This is a genomic window from Serratia sp. AS12, assembly GCF_000214195.1.
GTDB classification, from domain to species: Bacteria; Pseudomonadota; Gammaproteobacteria; order Enterobacterales; family Enterobacteriaceae; genus Serratia; species Serratia plymuthica.
In genome coordinates this window covers 374,117-391,535 of sequence record NC_015566.1, presented here as the reverse complement: position 1 = coordinate 391,535, position 17,419 = coordinate 374,117, and the positions used below count along the sequence as shown (strand labels likewise).

Genomic DNA, 17,419 nt, shown 5'->3' with positions numbered 1-17,419 from the left:
TTCATTTTCAAATAATCTTATTTTAAGGAGTAGACACTATGTTAGCCGTAGAATTGGTTATCGTTCTGCTGGCCATTTTTTTAGGGGCCAGATTGGGCGGTATCGGTATCGGATTTGCAGGCGGGTTGGGGGTTTTGGTCCTGGCGTTGATTGGCGTTAAGCCCGGCAGCATCCCTTTCGACGTGATTTCTATCATCATGGCGGTGATTGCCGCTATCTCGGCCATGCAGGTGGCCGGCGGTATGGATTATCTGGTCCAGCAAACGGAAAAACTGCTGCGCAAGAACCCTAAACACATCACGATTCTGGCGCCGATCGTCACCTATTTCCTGACTATCTTCGCCGGCACCGGCAATATCTCGCTCTCCGCACTGCCGGTCATCGCCGAAGTGGCGAAAGAACAGGGCATCAAGCCTTGCCGCCCGCTGTCTACCGCCGTAGTAGCTGCGCAGATTGCCATCACCGCCTCGCCGATCTCCGCCGCCGTAGTGTACATGTCTTCAGTGATGGAAGGTCATGGCGTCAGCTATCTGCATATGCTGATGGTGGTGATGCCGTCCACCTTCTGCGCCGTGCTGTTGATGTCGCTGCTGGTGTCCTGGCTGTTTGACTCCAAACTGTCAGACGATCCGGTTTACCTGAAACGCCTGGAAGAAGGTCTGATCACCCTGCGCGGCAACAAGGCGATAGACATCAAACCGCGCGCCAAAGCCTCGGTGCTGCTGTTCCTGCTGGGCGTGGTCTGCGTGGTGGCCTATGCCATCATCAACAGCCCGGGCCTTGGGTTGGTGGCAAAACCTTTGATGAACACCACCAATGCGATTTTGATCATCATGCTGAGCGTCGCTACCCTGACCACTCTGCTGTGCCGGGTCGATACCGATATGGTGCTCAACTCCAGTACCTTCAAAGCCGGCATGAGCGCCTGTATCTGTATCCTGGGCGTGGCCTGGTTGGGCGATACCTTCGTGCAGGCCAACATCGACTGGATCAAAGAGACCGCAGGCGCGGTCATTCAATCCCATCCGTGGCTGCTGGCGGTGATTTTCTTCTTCTGTTCGGCGCTGCTGTACTCGCAGGCCGCCACCGCCAAGGCGCTGATGCCGATGGCGCTGGCGCTGAACGTCTCGCCGCTGACCGCCATCGCATCCTTCGCCGCCGTTTCCGGCCTGTTCATTCTGCCGACCTACCCGACACTGGTCGCGGCGGTACAGATGGACGATACCGGCACCACGCGCATCGGGCGTTTCGTGTTTAACCACCCGTTCTTTATCCCCGGCACCATCGGGGTAGTATTGTCGGTGCTGTTCGGCTTCCTGCTGGGCAGTGTGCTGTTGTAATGTTTTTACCGGGGCTGCGGCCCCGGTTCTCTCCCGAACCTCGCCTCGCTGGCGATAAACTCGCCTTCTAGCCAACTCGCCTTCAGGGTATAGTGCCTACTGATAATCTGGATGAGAGGGCTGAAAATGTCTGATTGCGAAGCTGTCGTCATACTCTGCACTGCACCCGATGAGGCTACCGCGCAAGACCTGGCGGCCCGGATTTTGGGGGAAAAACTGGCAGCCTGCGCCACGTTGCTGCCCGGCGCGACATCGCTCTATTACTGGGAAGGGAAACTGGAACAGGAATACGAAGTGCAGATGTTGTTCAAAAGCGATCGCCGCCATCAAGATGCCCTGCTCAGCACCCTGAAACAACATCACCCGTATCAAACGCCCGAGCTGTTGGTACTGCCGGTGATGGCTGGAGATAAAGACTACCTGTTATGGATCAACGCCTCATTAAATTAATCTTCCTGATCTGCAGCCTGTTTTTTTTGCCGCAGGCGGCTCAGGCATCGCTGTTCGGCCAAAGCGGCGGTAGCCAGTTCGTGCCCGTCGATCAGGCATTCGCCTTTGATTTTAAGCAGCAAGATCGCCAACTGGCCCTGAGCTGGCAAATCCGCCCTGGTTACTACCTCTATCGTCAGCAAATCAAGCTGGTACCGCAGCAGGCAACGCTAGGCACCTTTGCGTTGGCCGAAGGACTGAGCCACAAGGATGAATTCTTCGGTGAAGTCGCTATTTTCAAGCAACAGCTCGCTCTGAAAATTCCCCTGCAACAGGCAGCCAAAGGGGCCAGCCTGAGCGTGACCTATCAGGGCTGTGCGGAAGCCGGTTTCTGTTACCCGCCGGAAACCAGGGTGATCCCACTGGATGCGGTGAGCACCGCCGCAGCGCCGCCCGCTGACGCGCCAACGGAACCCGCGCCAGCCAACCTGCCGTTTTCGCCACTTTGGGCCCTGTTGATTGGCATTGGCATTGCCTTCACCCCTTGCGTGCTGCCGATGTACCCATTGATTTCCGGCATCATTCTGGGCCGAGAAAAGCCGCACAGCAGCGGACGCATTCTGGCGCTGGCGGTGGTTTACGTACAGGGTATGGCGCTAACCTATACCCTGCTTGGTCTGGTGGTCGCGGCCGCCGGGTTGCAGTTCCAGGCGGCGTTGCAGCACCCGTACATGCTGATCGGCCTGTCGGTGCTGTTTATCGCGCTGGCGCTGTCGATGTTTGGCCTGTATTCGCTGCAACTGCCCTCTTCGCTGCAAACGCGGCTGGCAGGCTGGAGCAACACCCAAAAGGGCGGCTCGCTGCCTGGCGTGTTCCTGATGGGCGCGCTGGCCGGGTTAATTTGCTCCCCCTGCACTACTGCGCCGCTCAGCGCCATCCTGCTCTATATCGCTCAGAGCGGCAATATGTGGGCCGGCGGCGGCACTTTGTACTTGTACGCGCTCGGGATGGGTATTCCGCTGGTGCTAGTCACCCTGTTCGGCAACCGCCTGCTGCCGCGCAGCGGGCCGTGGATGCAGTATGTAAAAGAAGCCTTCGGCTTTGTGATCCTGGCGCTGCCGGTCTTCTTGCTGGAGCGGGTAATCGGCGATGCGTGGGGACTGCGGTTATGGAGCCTGCTCGGCGTGGCATTCTTCGGTTGGGCATTCGCGCTGAGCCTGAAAACCTCGCGCGGCTGGGTACGTGTATTGCAGTTGCTGTTGCTGGCAGCGGCGGTGATCGCCGCAAGGCCGCTGCAGGACTGGGCCTTCGGCACCAATAACGCCCAGCAGAGGGCACCGGTGCACCTGAACTTCTCACGGATTAATAACGTGGAACAACTCAATCTGGCGCTACAGCAGGCACAGGGGAAACCGGTGATGCTGGATCTGTACGCCGACTGGTGCGTTGCTTGCAAGGAGTTCGAAAAATATACCTTCAGCGATGCGGCAGTTCAGGCTAAGCTGGCCGATACCGTGCTGCTGCAGGCCGATGTGACCGCCAACAACGCCGAACAGGCGGCGCTGCTCAAGCATCTGAAGGTCCTTGGGCTGCCGACCATTCTGTTCTTTAACGGCGCGGGCCAGGAAGTGCCGGCCGCACGCGTCACCGGGTTTATGAATGCGCCTGCGTTCAGCGCACATTTGCAGAAAACAGTGCGGTAAACGACACTGTGGATCAGAACCGAATTTGGAGGGAGCACAAGTGCAACGTGAACACGTTCTTGATACGGCACTGGGGCTGTTGGAACAACAGGGCCTGGCAACCACCACGCTGGAAATGCTGGCAGACAAACTCGACGTGCAGCCGAGCGATCTGAAACGCTTCTGGCCGGATCGCGAGGCGCTGCTGTACGACAGCCTGCGCTACCACGGCCAGCAAATTGACACCTGGCGCCGCCAACTGCTGTTGGACGAAACCCTGAGCCCGCAGCAAAAGCTGCTGGCGCGCTATGACGTTCTGGCGGAGTACGTCCGGCACGATCGTTATCCCGGCTGCCTGTTTATTGCCGCCTGCAGCTTCTTCCCGGAGGTGGATCACCCGATACACCAATTGGCGGAGCAGCAAAAGCTGACGTCGCTGGAACTGACCCGCGACCTGCTGCGCCAAATGGACGCCGACGACGCCGATATGGTGGCGCAGCAGATGGAGCTGATTCAGGAAGGCTGCCTGAGCAAACTGCTGGTAAAACGCCAGCTCCAGGATGTATCCGTCGCCAAACGGCTGGCGGAAGATATCTTGCAGGTAGCGCAGTGCCGCAGGAACGGTGCATTAGGCTGAACTGATGGCCAGTACAGCGCAGCCCGTGCAGAGTCGTGGTTCGAACGAGCGCACTTTTCAGGCTCCTTGGCTGAAAAGTCAGCAGTCACCAGCTTTTTAACGCCTTTTGCGCATAAAGCCGTTGACGCCTCCCGGCCAATACGGTTTAATGCTGCGCGTTGCCCGGATAGCTCAGTCGGTAGAGCAGGGGATTGAAAATCCCCGTGTCCTTGGTTCGATTCCGAGTCCGGGCACCACTAATTATGCATCAAAGCACGCTGGTTAGAGGTATACCCTTTAACGGGCGGAACAAAGGAACTGGCAGGTTGATATCGCAGTGTTTTCCGAATTTGCACACTCGATATTAATAACTAGGTTCCTCTTAAAAAGGATGTCTGTGTTCGCGCACAGACGTCCTTTTCTCGATCACTGTTGATTTTTACAGCTTGTTAAAGTCATGTCAAGACGAGTCTGGCCTCACTTTCACGCGCTGGTATCACATCCATATACAGTGACAGCTCATTCTCTAACGCTTGACCGGTAACCTTTAAATCCAGTTCGACATATTCCATTGTTGTGCTGACGCTCCGATGTCCAAGCAAACCTTTAACCATTGCCAAATTACGATCGGGTGACTTCATCATTTCGGTAGCCAGGGTATGTCTGAATCGATGCGGACTCACCTTAAAGCCACACTCTTTCGTCAGCCTGGTGAAGAATGAGCGAACAGGTTGGATTGCAGGCTCTGAGTCAACCTCACCCAATGGATTCAAGAATCGTGCTACATCGAACAGATAATCTGCCGGTTCGGCCCCCTGTGCTATCGCGCGATTAACAAGTATTCGCATCCGTTCACGGATAAAGCTCACGATAGGAACTAACCACTCGCGATGCGTTTTACTGCCTTCTTTACACAGCAACATCGAGTTTGCCTCCAGATCTACATCCATTAGTCGTATATGTAATAACTGGTTTTGCCGCATCCCAGTCGAACGCAAGACGTCTATGACAGTCCGCCAATACCACACAGGAAAGAGCGCACAAGGACGACATTTACCTACCCTTAATTTTTCGCGTTCTTCAAATTGTTCTAATACCAGATTCACTTTAACCAACTGGTCACGGTTCAGTGTTTTTTTACGCTTGTTACCCGGCGGCACTTGCGTTTCATTTAGCGGATTTTCCTCTACGTTGAGCCATTTTTTCTTCATCCCCTGGTTGTAAATCGCACGTAAATGGCGAGCTTTGTTATTCCACGTACTTGTTGTTAAACCCCTTCCCAACATGTCTCTACGCCACAAAATCAGTTCTCGGTTCGTGACTGCATCCGGTAACGTGCCATACCCTATAAATCTCCTGAAAACAGCAACCACTCTGCGATAGCTCCTTTCAGTTTCCGGGCGTAACACCTTTGAGAAAAAATACTCTTCGAGCAAGGTGTCCCAATCCATAACTCGCGATTTATGCATGATATCTCCCTAGTTTAAATAGAAGTCTTGCGAACATGATGTGGTCACAAGACACGATTAATCCCTATCAAGGGATCACCAGAACCGGACTATCGTCCGGCAGGTTTTTCCCCCGATAGAGCAAACTTGCTTTAACGAGGTAACCTTTGGTTCGTTTAAATGCACCTGTGCGCTCTGATGTTTCATACAGGTGTGCAAAATAGAATCGTTTACCCTTGACCCGACGATGTTTCTCCAGACGTTCAAAATCCTCCTGAAGGACTTCTCGTCGAGAGCCATCCAGACCAGCCTGTTTCAGGTACAAATAAAAAATTCCAGGTACGCTGATAAAGACAAAACCAGAAACAAGATGAACTCGAGCGTCTACGGAGTTGATGAGGATCTCATTAGAATCGAGTCCTTCAGCTAACCAACGCCAAAAGACGTCTCCGGGAGTTATGCCCCCATCGCCTTCAATGCCCGGCTTTTGCGATTGCGAGGGAGCGAAGTCAGTAGTTTGAGGGACACAAAATTCAGGTGTTGAATCTGCTGCCTCGGCAGCTATATCATCGAAGGCGTCTGACTCCCGGTTTATTTCGGCAGCCTCAACTACCTGAGTCACTTCAGCAAAAAGCACAGGGTTATCGGCAGGCATAGGGCCTTCATCTTCGTGAGGGGCGTCCCCGAACTCCTGTTCTGTCTGGTTCACCGGAGCAGACACCTCAACCGCCATTAATGACAACAGGGTCTGCATGTCCTCCTCGATGCCGACCACCGTTGCAGGCGCTAGCCCCCTCTCAGCCAAAGGTTTATCGTTTACCGGCATATCTAGGGCCGAGCTCAGTAATCCCGCCGTTGCTGACTCTTCAGGCAGATTTAATGTCTCTGCCGGCAGTTGATCCTCAACAAGCGGAGGGTTGGTGCTACTGACTGCACTTTGCAAATCAATTGCGGGTACTGAGGAAGTGGTATTTTCTGTTGTCGGCGCCACCGACGGTAAGACTACTGTCAATGTGTCGGAGATGGATGCCGGAGAGGGTGCTATGGACAGGCTATTGCCTCGCGCCAGCTTGGCCGCCTCCTGGATAATGTCGTCTATCACAGGTAAAGCACTGGGCTGTCGGGAAGCGATCGTCATCAACGAGTGTGTAGCCGCCGGCAATGTTGATAGCCAGTCGATGACCTCTGCTGGCAGCAGCCGTGCAGCAATCATCGCACTTTGACTTGTCGCCAATGTCGGGGTCGATAGGGTCGTCCTGAATCGAAAACGGTAGGGTTCACTCGGCACCGTCAAACCGGGTAACCAGGCGCGACCACTCTGGAACTCCCCCTGCAGCTGGCTCAACAACGGCAGGTAGTGCCAAAGCGCAGCGTAAAACACCACGACATTCCATTGTACATTCTGGGCCGATTGTTCTTCCGGTACGGCTCCAGGAGGCAGCATGTGTCCTTTGGCCAAGCGCACCGCATATGTCGCCGTCTGCAGGGTGACATCAACCAATCCCCCTTCCCTGGCATACTCGCCCAGAGGCGCAGCCGGCAACACCTGCATCAACGTCATGAGTTGCTTCAATGGCTGCAGATAGAAATCTGCATAGAGATCTTTGGGAAGTGCACAATTTTCCCATAACTGCTGTAAACACTGCTTACAAGATACCGTGCTCAACAGCTGTTCTGCTGACGCGGGCATATAGTAGCCGGCAGGGCCCCGTGAGGCTGAAGTGATTGCCGTTGTATTTGCCGACATATCCCGGGTACCGACAAGCAGCTCTTTGATGGCCTTCAGCATATCTGGCCTCCAGTGATAACAGCACTGTAGAGAAAGGCATTGAAGGTCATAATGACAATACGAGCCAGAGGCGAGTAACGCGTATTGAGTTGACGGGCAACGTCAGTGATCCGTTGTTGATAATAGCGGCCGAAGTTGGGCCAGGCCAGTTGATGGGAGGTTTGACATTCCACATTGAAGGGGAGTTTTTGCTCTGCTTCGTCCCTGACGGCCCAGTTATAGGCAAGATAGAGCATTCTGCTGTCTGAATTCGCTAACGCGAACCGCACCAATTTGGACGTTTCTCCGGAGCCGGCAAAAGCCTTAACTACCAGTTTGCTTCCAGACCAACCGATGATGGCAGCCTGTTCAGGTGTATAACAATAAGACATCAGCAGCACTCCGCAAAACTTGACCGGCGCTTATGCTGCGCAGGTCAATACGACAAGCACCACAGGAAAACCTTTTTCCAGAAGAGAAAGTTTCCCGTAGTCAGCCGTTTTCAGGTTGATAGGTAGTTATCAATCTGGCATTGCTGGCGTCTATTCATGTAAATGCAATGGGTAATGCCGATAGTTTCAAAGGCAAGCCCAAAGCCAAAATTCTGTTATTTGATTATGATTTTTATCAGTTTTCCCTGGTGCCAAGAACAACAAAACTCAGGTGAATTTATTGCGGGGTGTTTAGACGATTCACAAGAATTCGTTCAAGTGTGAAAAGTCCACCCTCAGTGTTATGCGCATCCCTACTCATCGTCAGGCGCCCCCTCCCAACTCTGAGTTGGAACTTCCTCTGGTGTTGTGCGCGCTGGTATCACCTGAGCGTTATGCTCATCTGAAAGAAAATAAGCATAACGCTCAGAAGCTTGAGCTCGTCCCCTCTGGCCTCCACACTCCGGCCTCTTTTTATCAACTAAAATGACATCATGTCAATAAAATTAATACTTTTGCGATTTGCTTGATCGCCAAACGATATCATAAGCCGCTCTTTTCATTGAAAAACACAACTTTGAGTGTAAAATAATGACTGTTTTTTAAACCGAATTTGGCCAAAGGTGGGAGATGGAAATCAACAATAAAACTGCCCTGGGGGAAGTCATTGCCAAAGCTTTGGCGATGAGAGGTATTCCAAAGCAAAAGCATATCAGCCACACCAGCCGTGTATTGGATATCACAACAGCTGCGGCACAAAAGAAGCTGACTGGAGCCTCTAACTGGGAAGTATCGCAACTGATTAGAGTGATTGACTCTATCGGTATGAAAATGAGCGACTTCTTCGACATATATAGCTATTCAGTAAATGAAGTACATAGCGCCATCTGGAACGATGGAAAGACAAATGTTAAATGCAAAATATATTTAACAGATATCAATTCCAATGGCCCAACGGAGTACTCAGCTTTAAAAATCAACGACGAATGGGTTGTATTCCGTACTGATGATATAAAAGATGACGTATTATTTGAGTCAAAGCGTAATATTGAAATGATTCAGCTATATCCTCAAAAACAAAATGTAAAAAAACACCGAATTGCAATTCTTGATGACGACAAGAACATAGTAGATAGTCTTCAGGAAATCATTGGTAATGATGAATATGTTGTAGACCCATTCTATAACATTGAATCATTAGAAGTGAGCCTGAAGCACAGTCCTTATGACGCCTATATACTGGATTGGGTTGTTGGGGCGAGAACCGTTTTTAACACAATAAAAGAAATAAGAAAATCAGAGAATAAAAATGCCATGATCCTGGTGCTTACCGGACAATTATCTGGGATTGTCGATAGAGAAATTGCAAGTGCAATAAATGATTATGATATCACTGGCCCTCATGAAAAACCGATAAAAGCCAGTGTTATAAAGTCACTGGTTGATAAGCATTTTCCCAAGTGAATTATTATGGATAATAGTTTATTAACCTATACGGGCAGCCTCTTACTTGATGGGAGATACATTGTGTCACCCTATGGAATAAGTAAAGAACAACCCGGTGGTGATATATCTCCATTGAGTAATTCTATTGTTCATAATAACTCAATCAATAAAATTTCCGTTGACTACTCAAAAGTAAAAAGCCTTACTGTCATCAATGGATTAGGCGTAACACTGGGTGATTCTGTAGTCGGTATATCTGCACTGCATGCTATAAAAAACATAAACCCCAACATCGTCATTAAAGTCATTCGTCCAGAAAACTGCCCTAACTATGTTAATGAAATTTACACACTAACTAACAATATAATAAATGAAATTCATTTCATGCCATTTGACATCTCCAAAGTCGCGGAATCCGAACTAATAATAGACATTGGGAATCAACTGTATTGGGAAGATTTTAATAAATGGGAGATGCACGATTTCTTTATAAGAAACCTTGGTCTAGAACGTAGTTTTATTCCAGTTGAGTTCAAAAGTAATTCATGGCTAAAAAACTCCACTCTTGATGATGTCAATCTGGGTGAATATATTCTCTTCTGCCCTCACGCAAGCACAAAAATAAGAAGCATACCCCAACAGTATCACAAGAGAATAATATCTAACTTAAGTGATAAGTTTAAGGTTAAAGTCCTTGGATTTAGTGATGTTTATCATAAAAATTACACAAACATTACTGAATTATCAAAAAGCACTGCTTGTTTCGCGTCCATAATAAAAAATGCGAAATACCTCTATACATGTGATTCAGCAGCCTTGCATATTGGTGCAGGTTTTAACATACCTACCACCTGTATTTTTACAACAGTTAAACCCGAGTTTCGTAGTCTATACTATAATAATTGCGAGTCTGTTTACATCGGAAATGATATGACAGAAGGAATACATAATAGTGAAGATATCACTTTAGTTAATTCAATATGTAAGGAATTTGAGGTTTACTATGCGTAAGTTAAAATCACTGTTCATTTTATTTATACTTACTTTATTATTCTCAACCCCTTCTTTTGCAAAGGTTGGGGATCTCTATATAGATGGTGAAATAACCAATCAAAATCATGGTGGCGGATATTTGTTAACCATGGATGATTTTAATAAACTGAAAAAATCCCATATAAAAACAACAACATCTTGGACTGAACCAGGGAAGGTTGTGGATTTCGAAGGGGTGAAATTTAAGGATTTATTAAGCCTGGTTGGCGCCCATGGTAAAACGTTAAGAATGAGAGCATTGAATGACTATTGGGTTGATATACCATTATCTGATGTAGAGCAATTTGATATTCTACTTGCAAACAAAAGGGACGGAAATCCTTTGAAGGTTCGAGACTTCGGCCCATACTTCGTAATTTACCCATTAGATAAATTTTACGATAAGCTCAACAGCCCAATATATCAAGCTCGCCACATCTGGCAAGTAAATAGTATGACGGTAATTGAGAAATGAAACTAAAACGGATCCTGATTCAGTACGTCGCTGGTTTTTTGATCCTAACTGGCGGTTTTGTGTGGATGTATGAGCAATATTTCTCCACAAGCCATAATATGAATTCAGCAGGCCCACAAGAAAACTATGCGTGGGCAATAGCCAAATTCACGATCAGGCTGGCAGGATTTAACGCGAAAATTGAGCGTCAATTACGATTGGGGAGCAATGATAAAGAGGAATTACAAACAGAACTAGACCTCCTTTTCTCGAGCTCTAATGTACTGCTTCATAAAAGTGTATCAACCAGATACCTATATGAAGAGGCTGGATATGCGAATACAGTTGAAAATATAAACACCAGCTTGGAAAATATCGATAAAGAATTAAACAAAGAGAATCCAAATTACTCGCTCATTCTTAAAAACATAGAATTAATAGGACAAGACAATAAATATCTTGTGGTTATTTCTGACCATGCTGAGGTCAGACAAAGAAATATTATTCAGCAGGACTACATAGATAAAGGGAACTCTATGAAGTTCCCAATTGCTACGCTGTACTTCCTGTTTTTGTTGATGCTTTTTATTTCATATCGACAAGTGAAATCCATTAATAACCAGTTAGAGTCAGAAAAAAAATCCTTTAACAATAAAAACGCTTTTCTTGGGGTGTTGGGTCACGAATTAAGAACTTCGCTCCAGGCAATAATCTCCTCGGTAGAGGTGATTACCCAGAAAAAAGATGGTACTGCATTCAATCACTTTGAACGTTTGGAAAATGCTGCCATGAAAATGGAACGTCAAATGAAGGACCTTGCTGAATTTGCCAAAGTGGACAATGGTAATGTCGAAATAAAAATAGCATCATTCAACTTACGTAAGATTGTGCAAGATACCGTTGAGCAAAGCATTTCAATATTGAAAAAGGGTAATGTTGCCGTTAATTTAGGAAAAATTTCTGATACGTATATAAAAAGCGATCCATCCAGGGTTATGCAGATCATTGAAAACATTGTTACCAATGCCATTAAATATACAGCGAATGGTAACGTGCAGGTAAATGCGATTGTACATGAAAAGTCTAAACTGGTCATTAAGGTCGAAGATACGGGTCAGGGTATCCCGAAAGATAAAATAGACACCATTTTTTCTCCGTTTATACGTGTCGGAAACGACAACAAAGTACCCGGTTTTGGGATGGGGTTGGCTATCGTCCATGGTGTTGTTAAAGCCATGAAAGGGACTATTGATGTGAAAAGTGACGTTGGTAAAGGAACTGTGTTTACCGTTTCATTACCCATTGAGCTATCAACACCTGCAGAGATTGAAATGATCACCGATGTCGATGACAAACCTTTTTCAGCGAAGGGTATCAGTATATTAATTATCGATGATAATGAAATGGCATGCGAGTCCTTAGTGTCAATTCTTCAGCATGACTTTTCAGTTGAGTATACAACGTCTCCAGAGAGAGCATTGGAGAAACTATATCGGAAATCGTTTGACCTTGTTTTGAGTGATCTGCAAATGCCTATCATTACTGGTGATGACCTATATAGAGAGGTCAAAGAGAACAACGGTCCAAACAAAAACACACCATTTATATTTATTAGCGCATATACCAGTAAAAGTCCAATCAAAGGTGTGGATATTTTAACGAAGCCCGTAAGGTTAAATGATATTAAAAAATCCATAGAGTCAGTGATTTCTAGCGATTCTATTATATAGAATGCACAGTATATTTATATGACCTCAGTATAACCGCCAAAAATATAGGGCGGTTTGGGTCAATTATCTGAATTATACTGTTGTATTCAAAGAGGCCATTTATCCAAGCAATGCACGGTGTATACATCACCAATCGACGTTCATTTTCCAATGCGGTCCCCAATACTATTCCACCTGGTATGCCAAGTGATGACAGCTGGGTATACACCATCGACATAACCACCACATATATGTCACACAAGAGGCAGCATATGTGGTGAAGGATCGTACCCCCATCTCCTGAATCTCCACTACCGCCGCAATCATCATGGCACCGATACTGCGTTCAGTGCTATTCGTACTAGGGCAGGTAGTATACTAGACGCTCGACGTCAGCACTCTCATAACTTTTGATGATCGATATCTAAGGGTTCTAAACGGGAAACCGCCAAAATATTGTTGGCTTCAGCCAGCCGTTCCGCATACAGGCTGACGTGCAGATTGCGTGCACAATAACACAAGAATATTTTTAATATTATTTAATATATAAGATTGATAATAAGACCACGATTAATTTTCCATAATTATAATTAATTATGCAACTATTACTTTACCATATGACTTAACTTGAGTTTTAAGCCTGTTTTTAAACTCATTAATAATAACGCTTGCTAATGAAGTCGGAATAAGTTAATTATTTAACGGCTTTACATAGCCTTACACAGCTTTACACTTTATAATTGTATTGATTACATCAACAGAAGGAGTTGTTTATGAAAGTGATTGATTCTTCATTGTTAGAGTATGTATCTGGTGGTCGGGGTAACAATGGCGGCGATCGTTCCGACAATGGCGGTAGAAGTAACGGGGGAAGTCAATCCGGTAACGGTAACAATGGTGGTTCAGGTAATTACTACGCCAAAAACACCTCGGAAGACTGTATCAATGGAATGACGGTGGGTGCAGCAATGGGGGCATTTGCTGGATTACCTGGTGCGGCTATGGGATTGGTTGGTGGTGCAGTTACCGGGGGATGTTTTAAAGATGGTGCCAAAGGTGGCGGCAACGTGGGAATGGGTAGAGGCGGAAATAAATGCGGGACAAGTTCTGGCGGAAGTTGCTCCTGGTAAAAATACACGCTGAAAAAAATTAAAAAAACCTCTCTCCATTTCCTGGTGATTACATGAATGACAAAGCGTTGAAACTAATATCGGTAGTTATCGGTATATTTCTATCTTTCTCCTTGCTAAGCGGGGCTGGAGTGGGGTTTTCAACATGGTATCCAGCACCGAGTGGCATTTCCGTATTATTGGTTTCTATTAGCTCCTCCGTGTGTATAGTAAGATTCTTATATTTTTTGATTAAGTTGTTTTTTCGGAAACCATCGAATTAAAGACTATACAACTTAACAATCCGCCCCTTTTGGGGCGGATTTGCATATAAATATATCGTAACCGTTTTCTATGACTAATAATCACTCAGCCTTGCCCCAGATGATTCAGATAAATCACGCGGTCTGCCGATGCTATCGTAGTTTCACGGTGTGCAATGATGACCCGCGTAATACTAAGCCCTTTGATCGCCTGATTCACTACCTCCTCGCTTTCCTTATCCAACGCACTGGTCGCCTCATCCATGAACAACAGCCCCGGTTTTTTGTAAATAGCTCTGGCGATGTACAGTCGCTGTTTTTGGCCGCCGGACAGCCCCTCACCCAGTTCGCCGATCAGCGTTTCATACCCCATCGGCATGCGCATGATGACCTCATGCAAATAACTGGCCCGAGCGCATTCCTGCAACCAGTCTTCATCCACCTCATCCACGAAGCCGCAAATATTTTCCCGGATTGAACCGGAGAACAATTTGTCATCCTGCATCACACAGGCAATCATCTTGTGGTAGTTGTTGACCCCCAGTTGTTGTATATCGATACCATTCATCTCAACCCTTCCGTTGTCTGGCGTAAAAAGCCCACACAGTACCTTCATCAGTGTGGTCTTACCCGCTCCGGAGGGTCCTACGATAGCCACGCTTTCTCCCGGCAGGATGGTAATGTCCAGTTCACTGAAAATGGCTGGAGACTGGCTGTCATAGCGATAGCTCAAGGCGCGGGTTGTCAACTCAATCGGCTGTAGCCTAGCCTCATAAGGAAGGTCAGGTTTGCGATTCTCCCGCGGCTGTAGGGCGATATCAGCAATACGTTCGTTATGCAGGCTCATCATACGTAGCTGCAACAAAAAGTCGGTCAACGAGCTGATACGGTCGGAGAACTGTCCCCTGAAGGCGCCAAATGCCACAAACATACCTATGGTCATCTGGTTGTCGATCACCAGGCTGGTACCCAGCCACAGGATAGCGACCTGGTCGCAGGCCGCGACAAAGGTGTTGATGCCGCCAAACAGCATGTCCATCCTGGTCACCCGGATACCAGTATTGATAGTATCGATTTCGAGGTTGAGCCAGTGAGCACTGCGTCGTTCCGACATTCCCTGTATTTTGACGGTGGCTATGCCATACAGTGTCTCCATGAAATACGAGCCAGCCCGGGCACTTCTGACTAACGACTCCTCAGACAGTTGCCGGTAATAACCATAGGTCAGCAGACGCAGTAATACATATAAGGTGGTGAAGGCCATCACGATCCAGGTCAACCAACCACCGTACAGAATCATCATAATCAGCACACCGATCACCATGATACTGTCCATGATGGCACCGACGATACTAGCGGTGAAGGTGCTGCGCAGTGCATCCAGCGAGCCGAAACGCGACTGGATATCACCCAGTTTGCGCCGTTCAAAATAGCCCAATGGTAGTCGCAACAGATGATTGAAAAGCCCAGATTGCCACTGTACGTTGATGAGAGTTGCCATGACCAATGAGGACCAGGCACGCACCATGCTGACTGCCGCCCTCAGCAGGATGAAGAATAGCAACCCTGCGCAGATCAAAGTAAGCAGACCTCGGTCCCCGGCAGGGATCGCATGATCCATCACCAGTTGCGTACCGACCGGCATCACCAGGTTGATGGTTTCTATCACCAATGACAGACAAAAGATCTTGCCGAGTGTCCCTTTGAGACCGTGCACGCTTCTCATCAGCGAGCCAAGACTGAGCCGGTTGCTCACAGTATATGCCTCGAAAGCGCTGCCGGGCCAGGCTTCAAGGGCTACCCCGGTGAAACTTTGCGACACCTCAGCCAGACTCAGGGTACGACGCCCCTGCGCCGGATCATGCAGCACGACACTGTTACGCCTGACGCTCACCAACACCACAAAATGGTTGAACTCCCAGTGTAATATGCACGGCATTTTTAGCGCACCAAGCTCGTCTATATCGAGTGACAGAGGGCGTGAGGCCAATCCCAATTGCTCGGCAATACCGCTCAGACCAGACAGCGTGGTGCCACGCGCCGACAGGTTAAACTGCTGGCGCAGCGCAATCAGATCGATATTCTTGCCATAGTGGCCGCAGACCATCGCCAGGCAGGCCAGACCGCACTCGGAGGATTCGGTTTGATGGACCAGAGGTACACGATGACGCAGCCGTATATCCAATTGGCTGAGCAAACTTTTAAAGGGCGCTTTACTCATTTACTGGCCCCGTTGCGCTGTGTTTCATGTCGTAGAACGGTGACAACATCCATTGATAGATTTTCCTTTTCTCAAGAAACAGCGTGCTCTGCGCTTTCATGCCGTTTTCCAGGCTCAGGCGTTTATCGCCATACATAATGGTCTGTTTTTCTGGCCGGACGATCACCTTGTAGTACGGAACGGCGGTGGTCAGTGCGCTTTTCGGAGCCCCCTGGTAAGTCAGCATTTCCTGTGGCGAAGCAGGTGCCTTGGAGATGATTGAGACGCTGCCGGCAAACTGCCCGAACTTCTCCGCCGGAAAGGCTTCATAGCGTACGTTAACCCGGTCGCCAGCGGTGATGTAGGGGAGCGCGTCATTGGGAACCCAAATCACCAGGTTGTAGTGGTCTATCTTTTGCGGAATCACCTGCAGCAGACTGTCGCCGACATTCACCATTTGTCCGACAGTAACGCTCAGTGAATCAACACGACCGGCGGATAATGCTTTAACGATGATTTCTCCACCGGCATCGATATTGATCAATTCCTTTTGCAGTTCGTAACGCTGCAACTCCATCTGATAAATCTGATTGTCAAATTCAGCGGCTTGGGTTTGCATTTGACTTTCCAACGTAGTGATTTGCAAAGAGTTTTGCTCATTTTGCCCGCTTAACCCCAGCATATTATTTTGCTGTTGATAATATAATGCCACCTGATTGGTTAGTTGATCTTTGTTAATTAGCCCCTTGATCTGATAATGCCTATAATTCTCCATGTTCTCTTTCATTATACGAATGCCTTCTTCGGCTCGTTTGATAATCTCTGACGAACGTTTAAAAGCGGAAGTGTACTGTTCTCTTTGGTTTGTCAGCATAGCGAGCGTGTTTTTCTTGCTACTCTGTAAACGTGATATGATATCTGAAATTCGTCCTAGTTGATCTTCAATGTCCTTTCGCTGATTATCACTGACTACGCCACTACGAGTGCTTTTGCTGACGTCAATCTGATAAATAGAATCGCCGATTTTGATTATCTGCCCTTCATTGACAAATCGCCTGACGACCACACCCTGTACGCTTGAATACACGCTTGCTGCTCTAGGGTATGTGGTTATCTCTCCCGTTACATTGATGCGTCTCGTATAAGTACCAGCAATCACAAACACCAAAAAGGCGATGATAAATGATATGCAAAATCCAGTAACGAGCCATACAGGGATGCCTGGTAATAAAATAGCGCGGCCACGCCACCTTGACCTCTGACTTTCTATCGCTTCCCGGCGAAACAATTTCTGCCTCCATATATGAAAATTATGCTTTTTAGGACATGAATATAATCAAACAATCAATCCAGAAGGGGGTTAATTTAGACGGATTTTCTTTGATCCGCCAGATAAATAAATTCAAAGCTTAATTTTAATTATCACTACTAATTAATATTAGTATGTTTATTATATTTGTTTTATTGATGTGCCACTAATGATAAATAGTTA

At 47.7% G+C, this 17,419-nt stretch carries 13 protein-coding genes, 1 tRNA gene and 1 pseudogene; 10 read left to right on the top strand and 5 right to left on the bottom strand.

Features of this window, described 5'->3' with window-relative positions; translation table 11 throughout:
• Positions 1–38 precede the first annotated feature (38 nt).
• The 5 genes from SERAS12_RS01780 (at position 39) to SERAS12_RS01760 (ending at position 4,324) form a co-directional block, all read left to right on the top strand.
• Positions 39–1,340 carry an anaerobic C4-dicarboxylate transporter gene (locus SERAS12_RS01780; RefSeq protein ID WP_013811221.1) on the top strand — a complete coding sequence of 434 codons (1,302 nt, stop codon included), beginning with the start codon at positions 39–41 and terminating at the stop codon, positions 1,338–1,340.
• 126 nt (positions 1,341–1,466) lie between these two features.
• The gene (gene cutA / locus SERAS12_RS01775; protein ID WP_013811220.1) at positions 1,467–1,790 is read left to right on the top strand and encodes a divalent cation tolerance protein CutA; all 324 of its coding nucleotides are present in this window, start codon (positions 1,467–1,469) and stop codon (positions 1,788–1,790) included.
• Positions 1,766–3,472, top strand: a complete 1,707-nt coding sequence (locus SERAS12_RS01770) for a protein-disulfide reductase DsbD (RefSeq protein WP_013811219.1) — start codon at positions 1,766–1,768, stop codon at positions 3,470–3,472. Before cutA ends, SERAS12_RS01770 begins: the two co-directional genes overlap by 25 nt.
• Before the next feature lie 40 nt (positions 3,473–3,512).
• The gene (locus SERAS12_RS01765; protein ID WP_013811218.1) at positions 3,513–4,088 is read left to right on the top strand and encodes a transcriptional regulator; all 576 of its coding nucleotides are present in this window, start codon (positions 3,513–3,515) and stop codon (positions 4,086–4,088) included.
• Between the two features lie 160 nt (positions 4,089–4,248).
• Positions 4,249–4,324, top strand: a tRNA-Phe gene (locus tag SERAS12_RS01760).
• Positions 4,325–4,522: 198 nt separating this feature from the next.
• On the opposite strand, the gene SERAS12_RS01755 is transcribed toward SERAS12_RS01760, so the two are convergent.
• The 3 genes and pseudogenes from SERAS12_RS01755 to SERAS12_RS01745 form a co-directional block, all read right to left on the bottom strand.
• Positions 4,523–5,536: a site-specific integrase gene (locus SERAS12_RS01755; RefSeq protein ID WP_013811217.1), complete on the bottom strand. Its 1,014-nt coding sequence runs from the start codon at positions 5,534–5,536 to the stop codon at positions 4,523–4,525.
• 67 nt (positions 5,537–5,603) lie between these two features.
• Positions 5,604–7,304, bottom strand: coding sequence for a TraI domain-containing protein (locus tag SERAS12_RS01750; protein ID WP_013811216.1), 1,701 nt, complete (start codon positions 7,302–7,304; stop codon positions 5,604–5,606).
• A 23-nt stretch (positions 7,305–7,327) separates the two neighbouring features.
• A pseudogene (locus SERAS12_RS01745) lies at positions 7,328–7,675 on the bottom strand (DNA helicase); the annotation flags it as partial.
• 669 nt (positions 7,676–8,344) lie between these two features.
• Here SERAS12_RS01745 and SERAS12_RS01740 point away from each other — a divergent pair.
• The 5 genes from SERAS12_RS01740 (at position 8,345) to SERAS12_RS25235 (ending at position 13,485) form a co-directional block, all read left to right on the top strand.
• Positions 8,345–9,178, top strand: a complete 834-nt coding sequence (locus SERAS12_RS01740; protein WP_013811214.1) for a helix-turn-helix domain-containing protein — start codon at positions 8,345–8,347, stop codon at positions 9,176–9,178.
• A gap of 6 nt (positions 9,179–9,184) precedes the next feature.
• The gene (locus SERAS12_RS01735) at positions 9,185–10,171 is read left to right on the top strand and encodes a glycosyltransferase family 9 protein (protein WP_174270188.1); all 987 of its coding nucleotides are present in this window, start codon (positions 9,185–9,187) and stop codon (positions 10,169–10,171) included.
• A complete protein-coding gene (locus tag SERAS12_RS01730; protein WP_013811212.1) occupies positions 10,164–10,667 on the top strand; it encodes a hypothetical protein in 504 nt (167 codons plus the stop codon). Before SERAS12_RS01735 ends, SERAS12_RS01730 begins: the two co-directional genes overlap by 8 nt.
• Positions 10,664–12,376, top strand: coding sequence for a hybrid sensor histidine kinase/response regulator (locus SERAS12_RS01725; protein ID WP_013811211.1), 1,713 nt, complete (start codon positions 10,664–10,666; stop codon positions 12,374–12,376). Before SERAS12_RS01730 ends, SERAS12_RS01725 begins: the two co-directional genes overlap by 4 nt.
• 752 nt (positions 12,377–13,128) lie before the next feature.
• Positions 13,129–13,485 carry a hypothetical protein gene (locus SERAS12_RS25235; RefSeq protein WP_013811210.1) on the top strand — a complete coding sequence of 119 codons (357 nt, stop codon included), beginning with the start codon at positions 13,129–13,131 and terminating at the stop codon, positions 13,483–13,485.
• A 348-nt stretch (positions 13,486–13,833) separates the two neighbouring features.
• On the opposite strand, the gene SERAS12_RS01715 is transcribed toward SERAS12_RS25235, so the two are convergent.
• Both SERAS12_RS01715 and SERAS12_RS01710 read right to left on the bottom strand, forming a co-directional pair.
• Positions 13,834–15,948, bottom strand: a complete 2,115-nt coding sequence (locus SERAS12_RS01715) for a peptidase domain-containing ABC transporter (protein ID WP_013811209.1) — start codon at positions 15,946–15,948, stop codon at positions 13,834–13,836.
• Entirely contained in the window at positions 15,941–17,215 is a 1,275-nt protein-coding gene (locus tag SERAS12_RS01710) for an HlyD family secretion protein (RefSeq protein WP_013811208.1), read from the bottom strand. Before SERAS12_RS01710 ends, SERAS12_RS01715 begins: the two co-directional genes overlap by 8 nt.
• Positions 17,216–17,419: the final 204 nt, after the last annotated feature.

Bases quoted from the DNA above. Each gene is read 5' to 3' on its own strand.
- SERAS12_RS25235 (WP_013811210.1), top strand. From the start codon at position 13,129: ATGAAAGTGATTGATTCTTCATTGTTAGAGTATGTATCTGGTGGTCGG.
- SERAS12_RS01770 (WP_013811219.1), top strand. From the start codon at position 1,766: ATGGATCAACGCCTCATTAAATTAATCTTCCTGATCTGCAGCCTGTTT.
- SERAS12_RS01740 (WP_013811214.1), top strand. From the start codon at position 8,345: ATGGAAATCAACAATAAAACTGCCCTGGGGGAAGTCATTGCCAAAGCT.
- cutA (WP_013811220.1), top strand. From the start codon at position 1,467: ATGTCTGATTGCGAAGCTGTCGTCATACTCTGCACTGCACCCGATGAG.
- SERAS12_RS01715 (WP_013811209.1), bottom strand. From the start codon at position 15,948: ATGAGTAAAGCGCCCTTTAAAAGTTTGCTCAGCCAATTGGATATACGG.
- SERAS12_RS01750 (WP_013811216.1), bottom strand. From the start codon at position 7,304: ATGCTGAAGGCCATCAAAGAGCTGCTTGTCGGTACCCGGGATATGTCG.
- SERAS12_RS01755 (WP_013811217.1), bottom strand. From the start codon at position 5,536: ATGCATAAATCGCGAGTTATGGATTGGGACACCTTGCTCGAAGAGTAT.
- SERAS12_RS01730 (WP_013811212.1), top strand. From the start codon at position 10,164: ATGCGTAAGTTAAAATCACTGTTCATTTTATTTATACTTACTTTATTA.
- SERAS12_RS01780 (WP_013811221.1), top strand. From the start codon at position 39: ATGTTAGCCGTAGAATTGGTTATCGTTCTGCTGGCCATTTTTTTAGGG.
- SERAS12_RS01725 (WP_013811211.1), top strand. From the start codon at position 10,664: ATGAAACTAAAACGGATCCTGATTCAGTACGTCGCTGGTTTTTTGATC.
- SERAS12_RS01735 (WP_174270188.1), top strand. From the start codon at position 9,185: ATGGATAATAGTTTATTAACCTATACGGGCAGCCTCTTACTTGATGGG.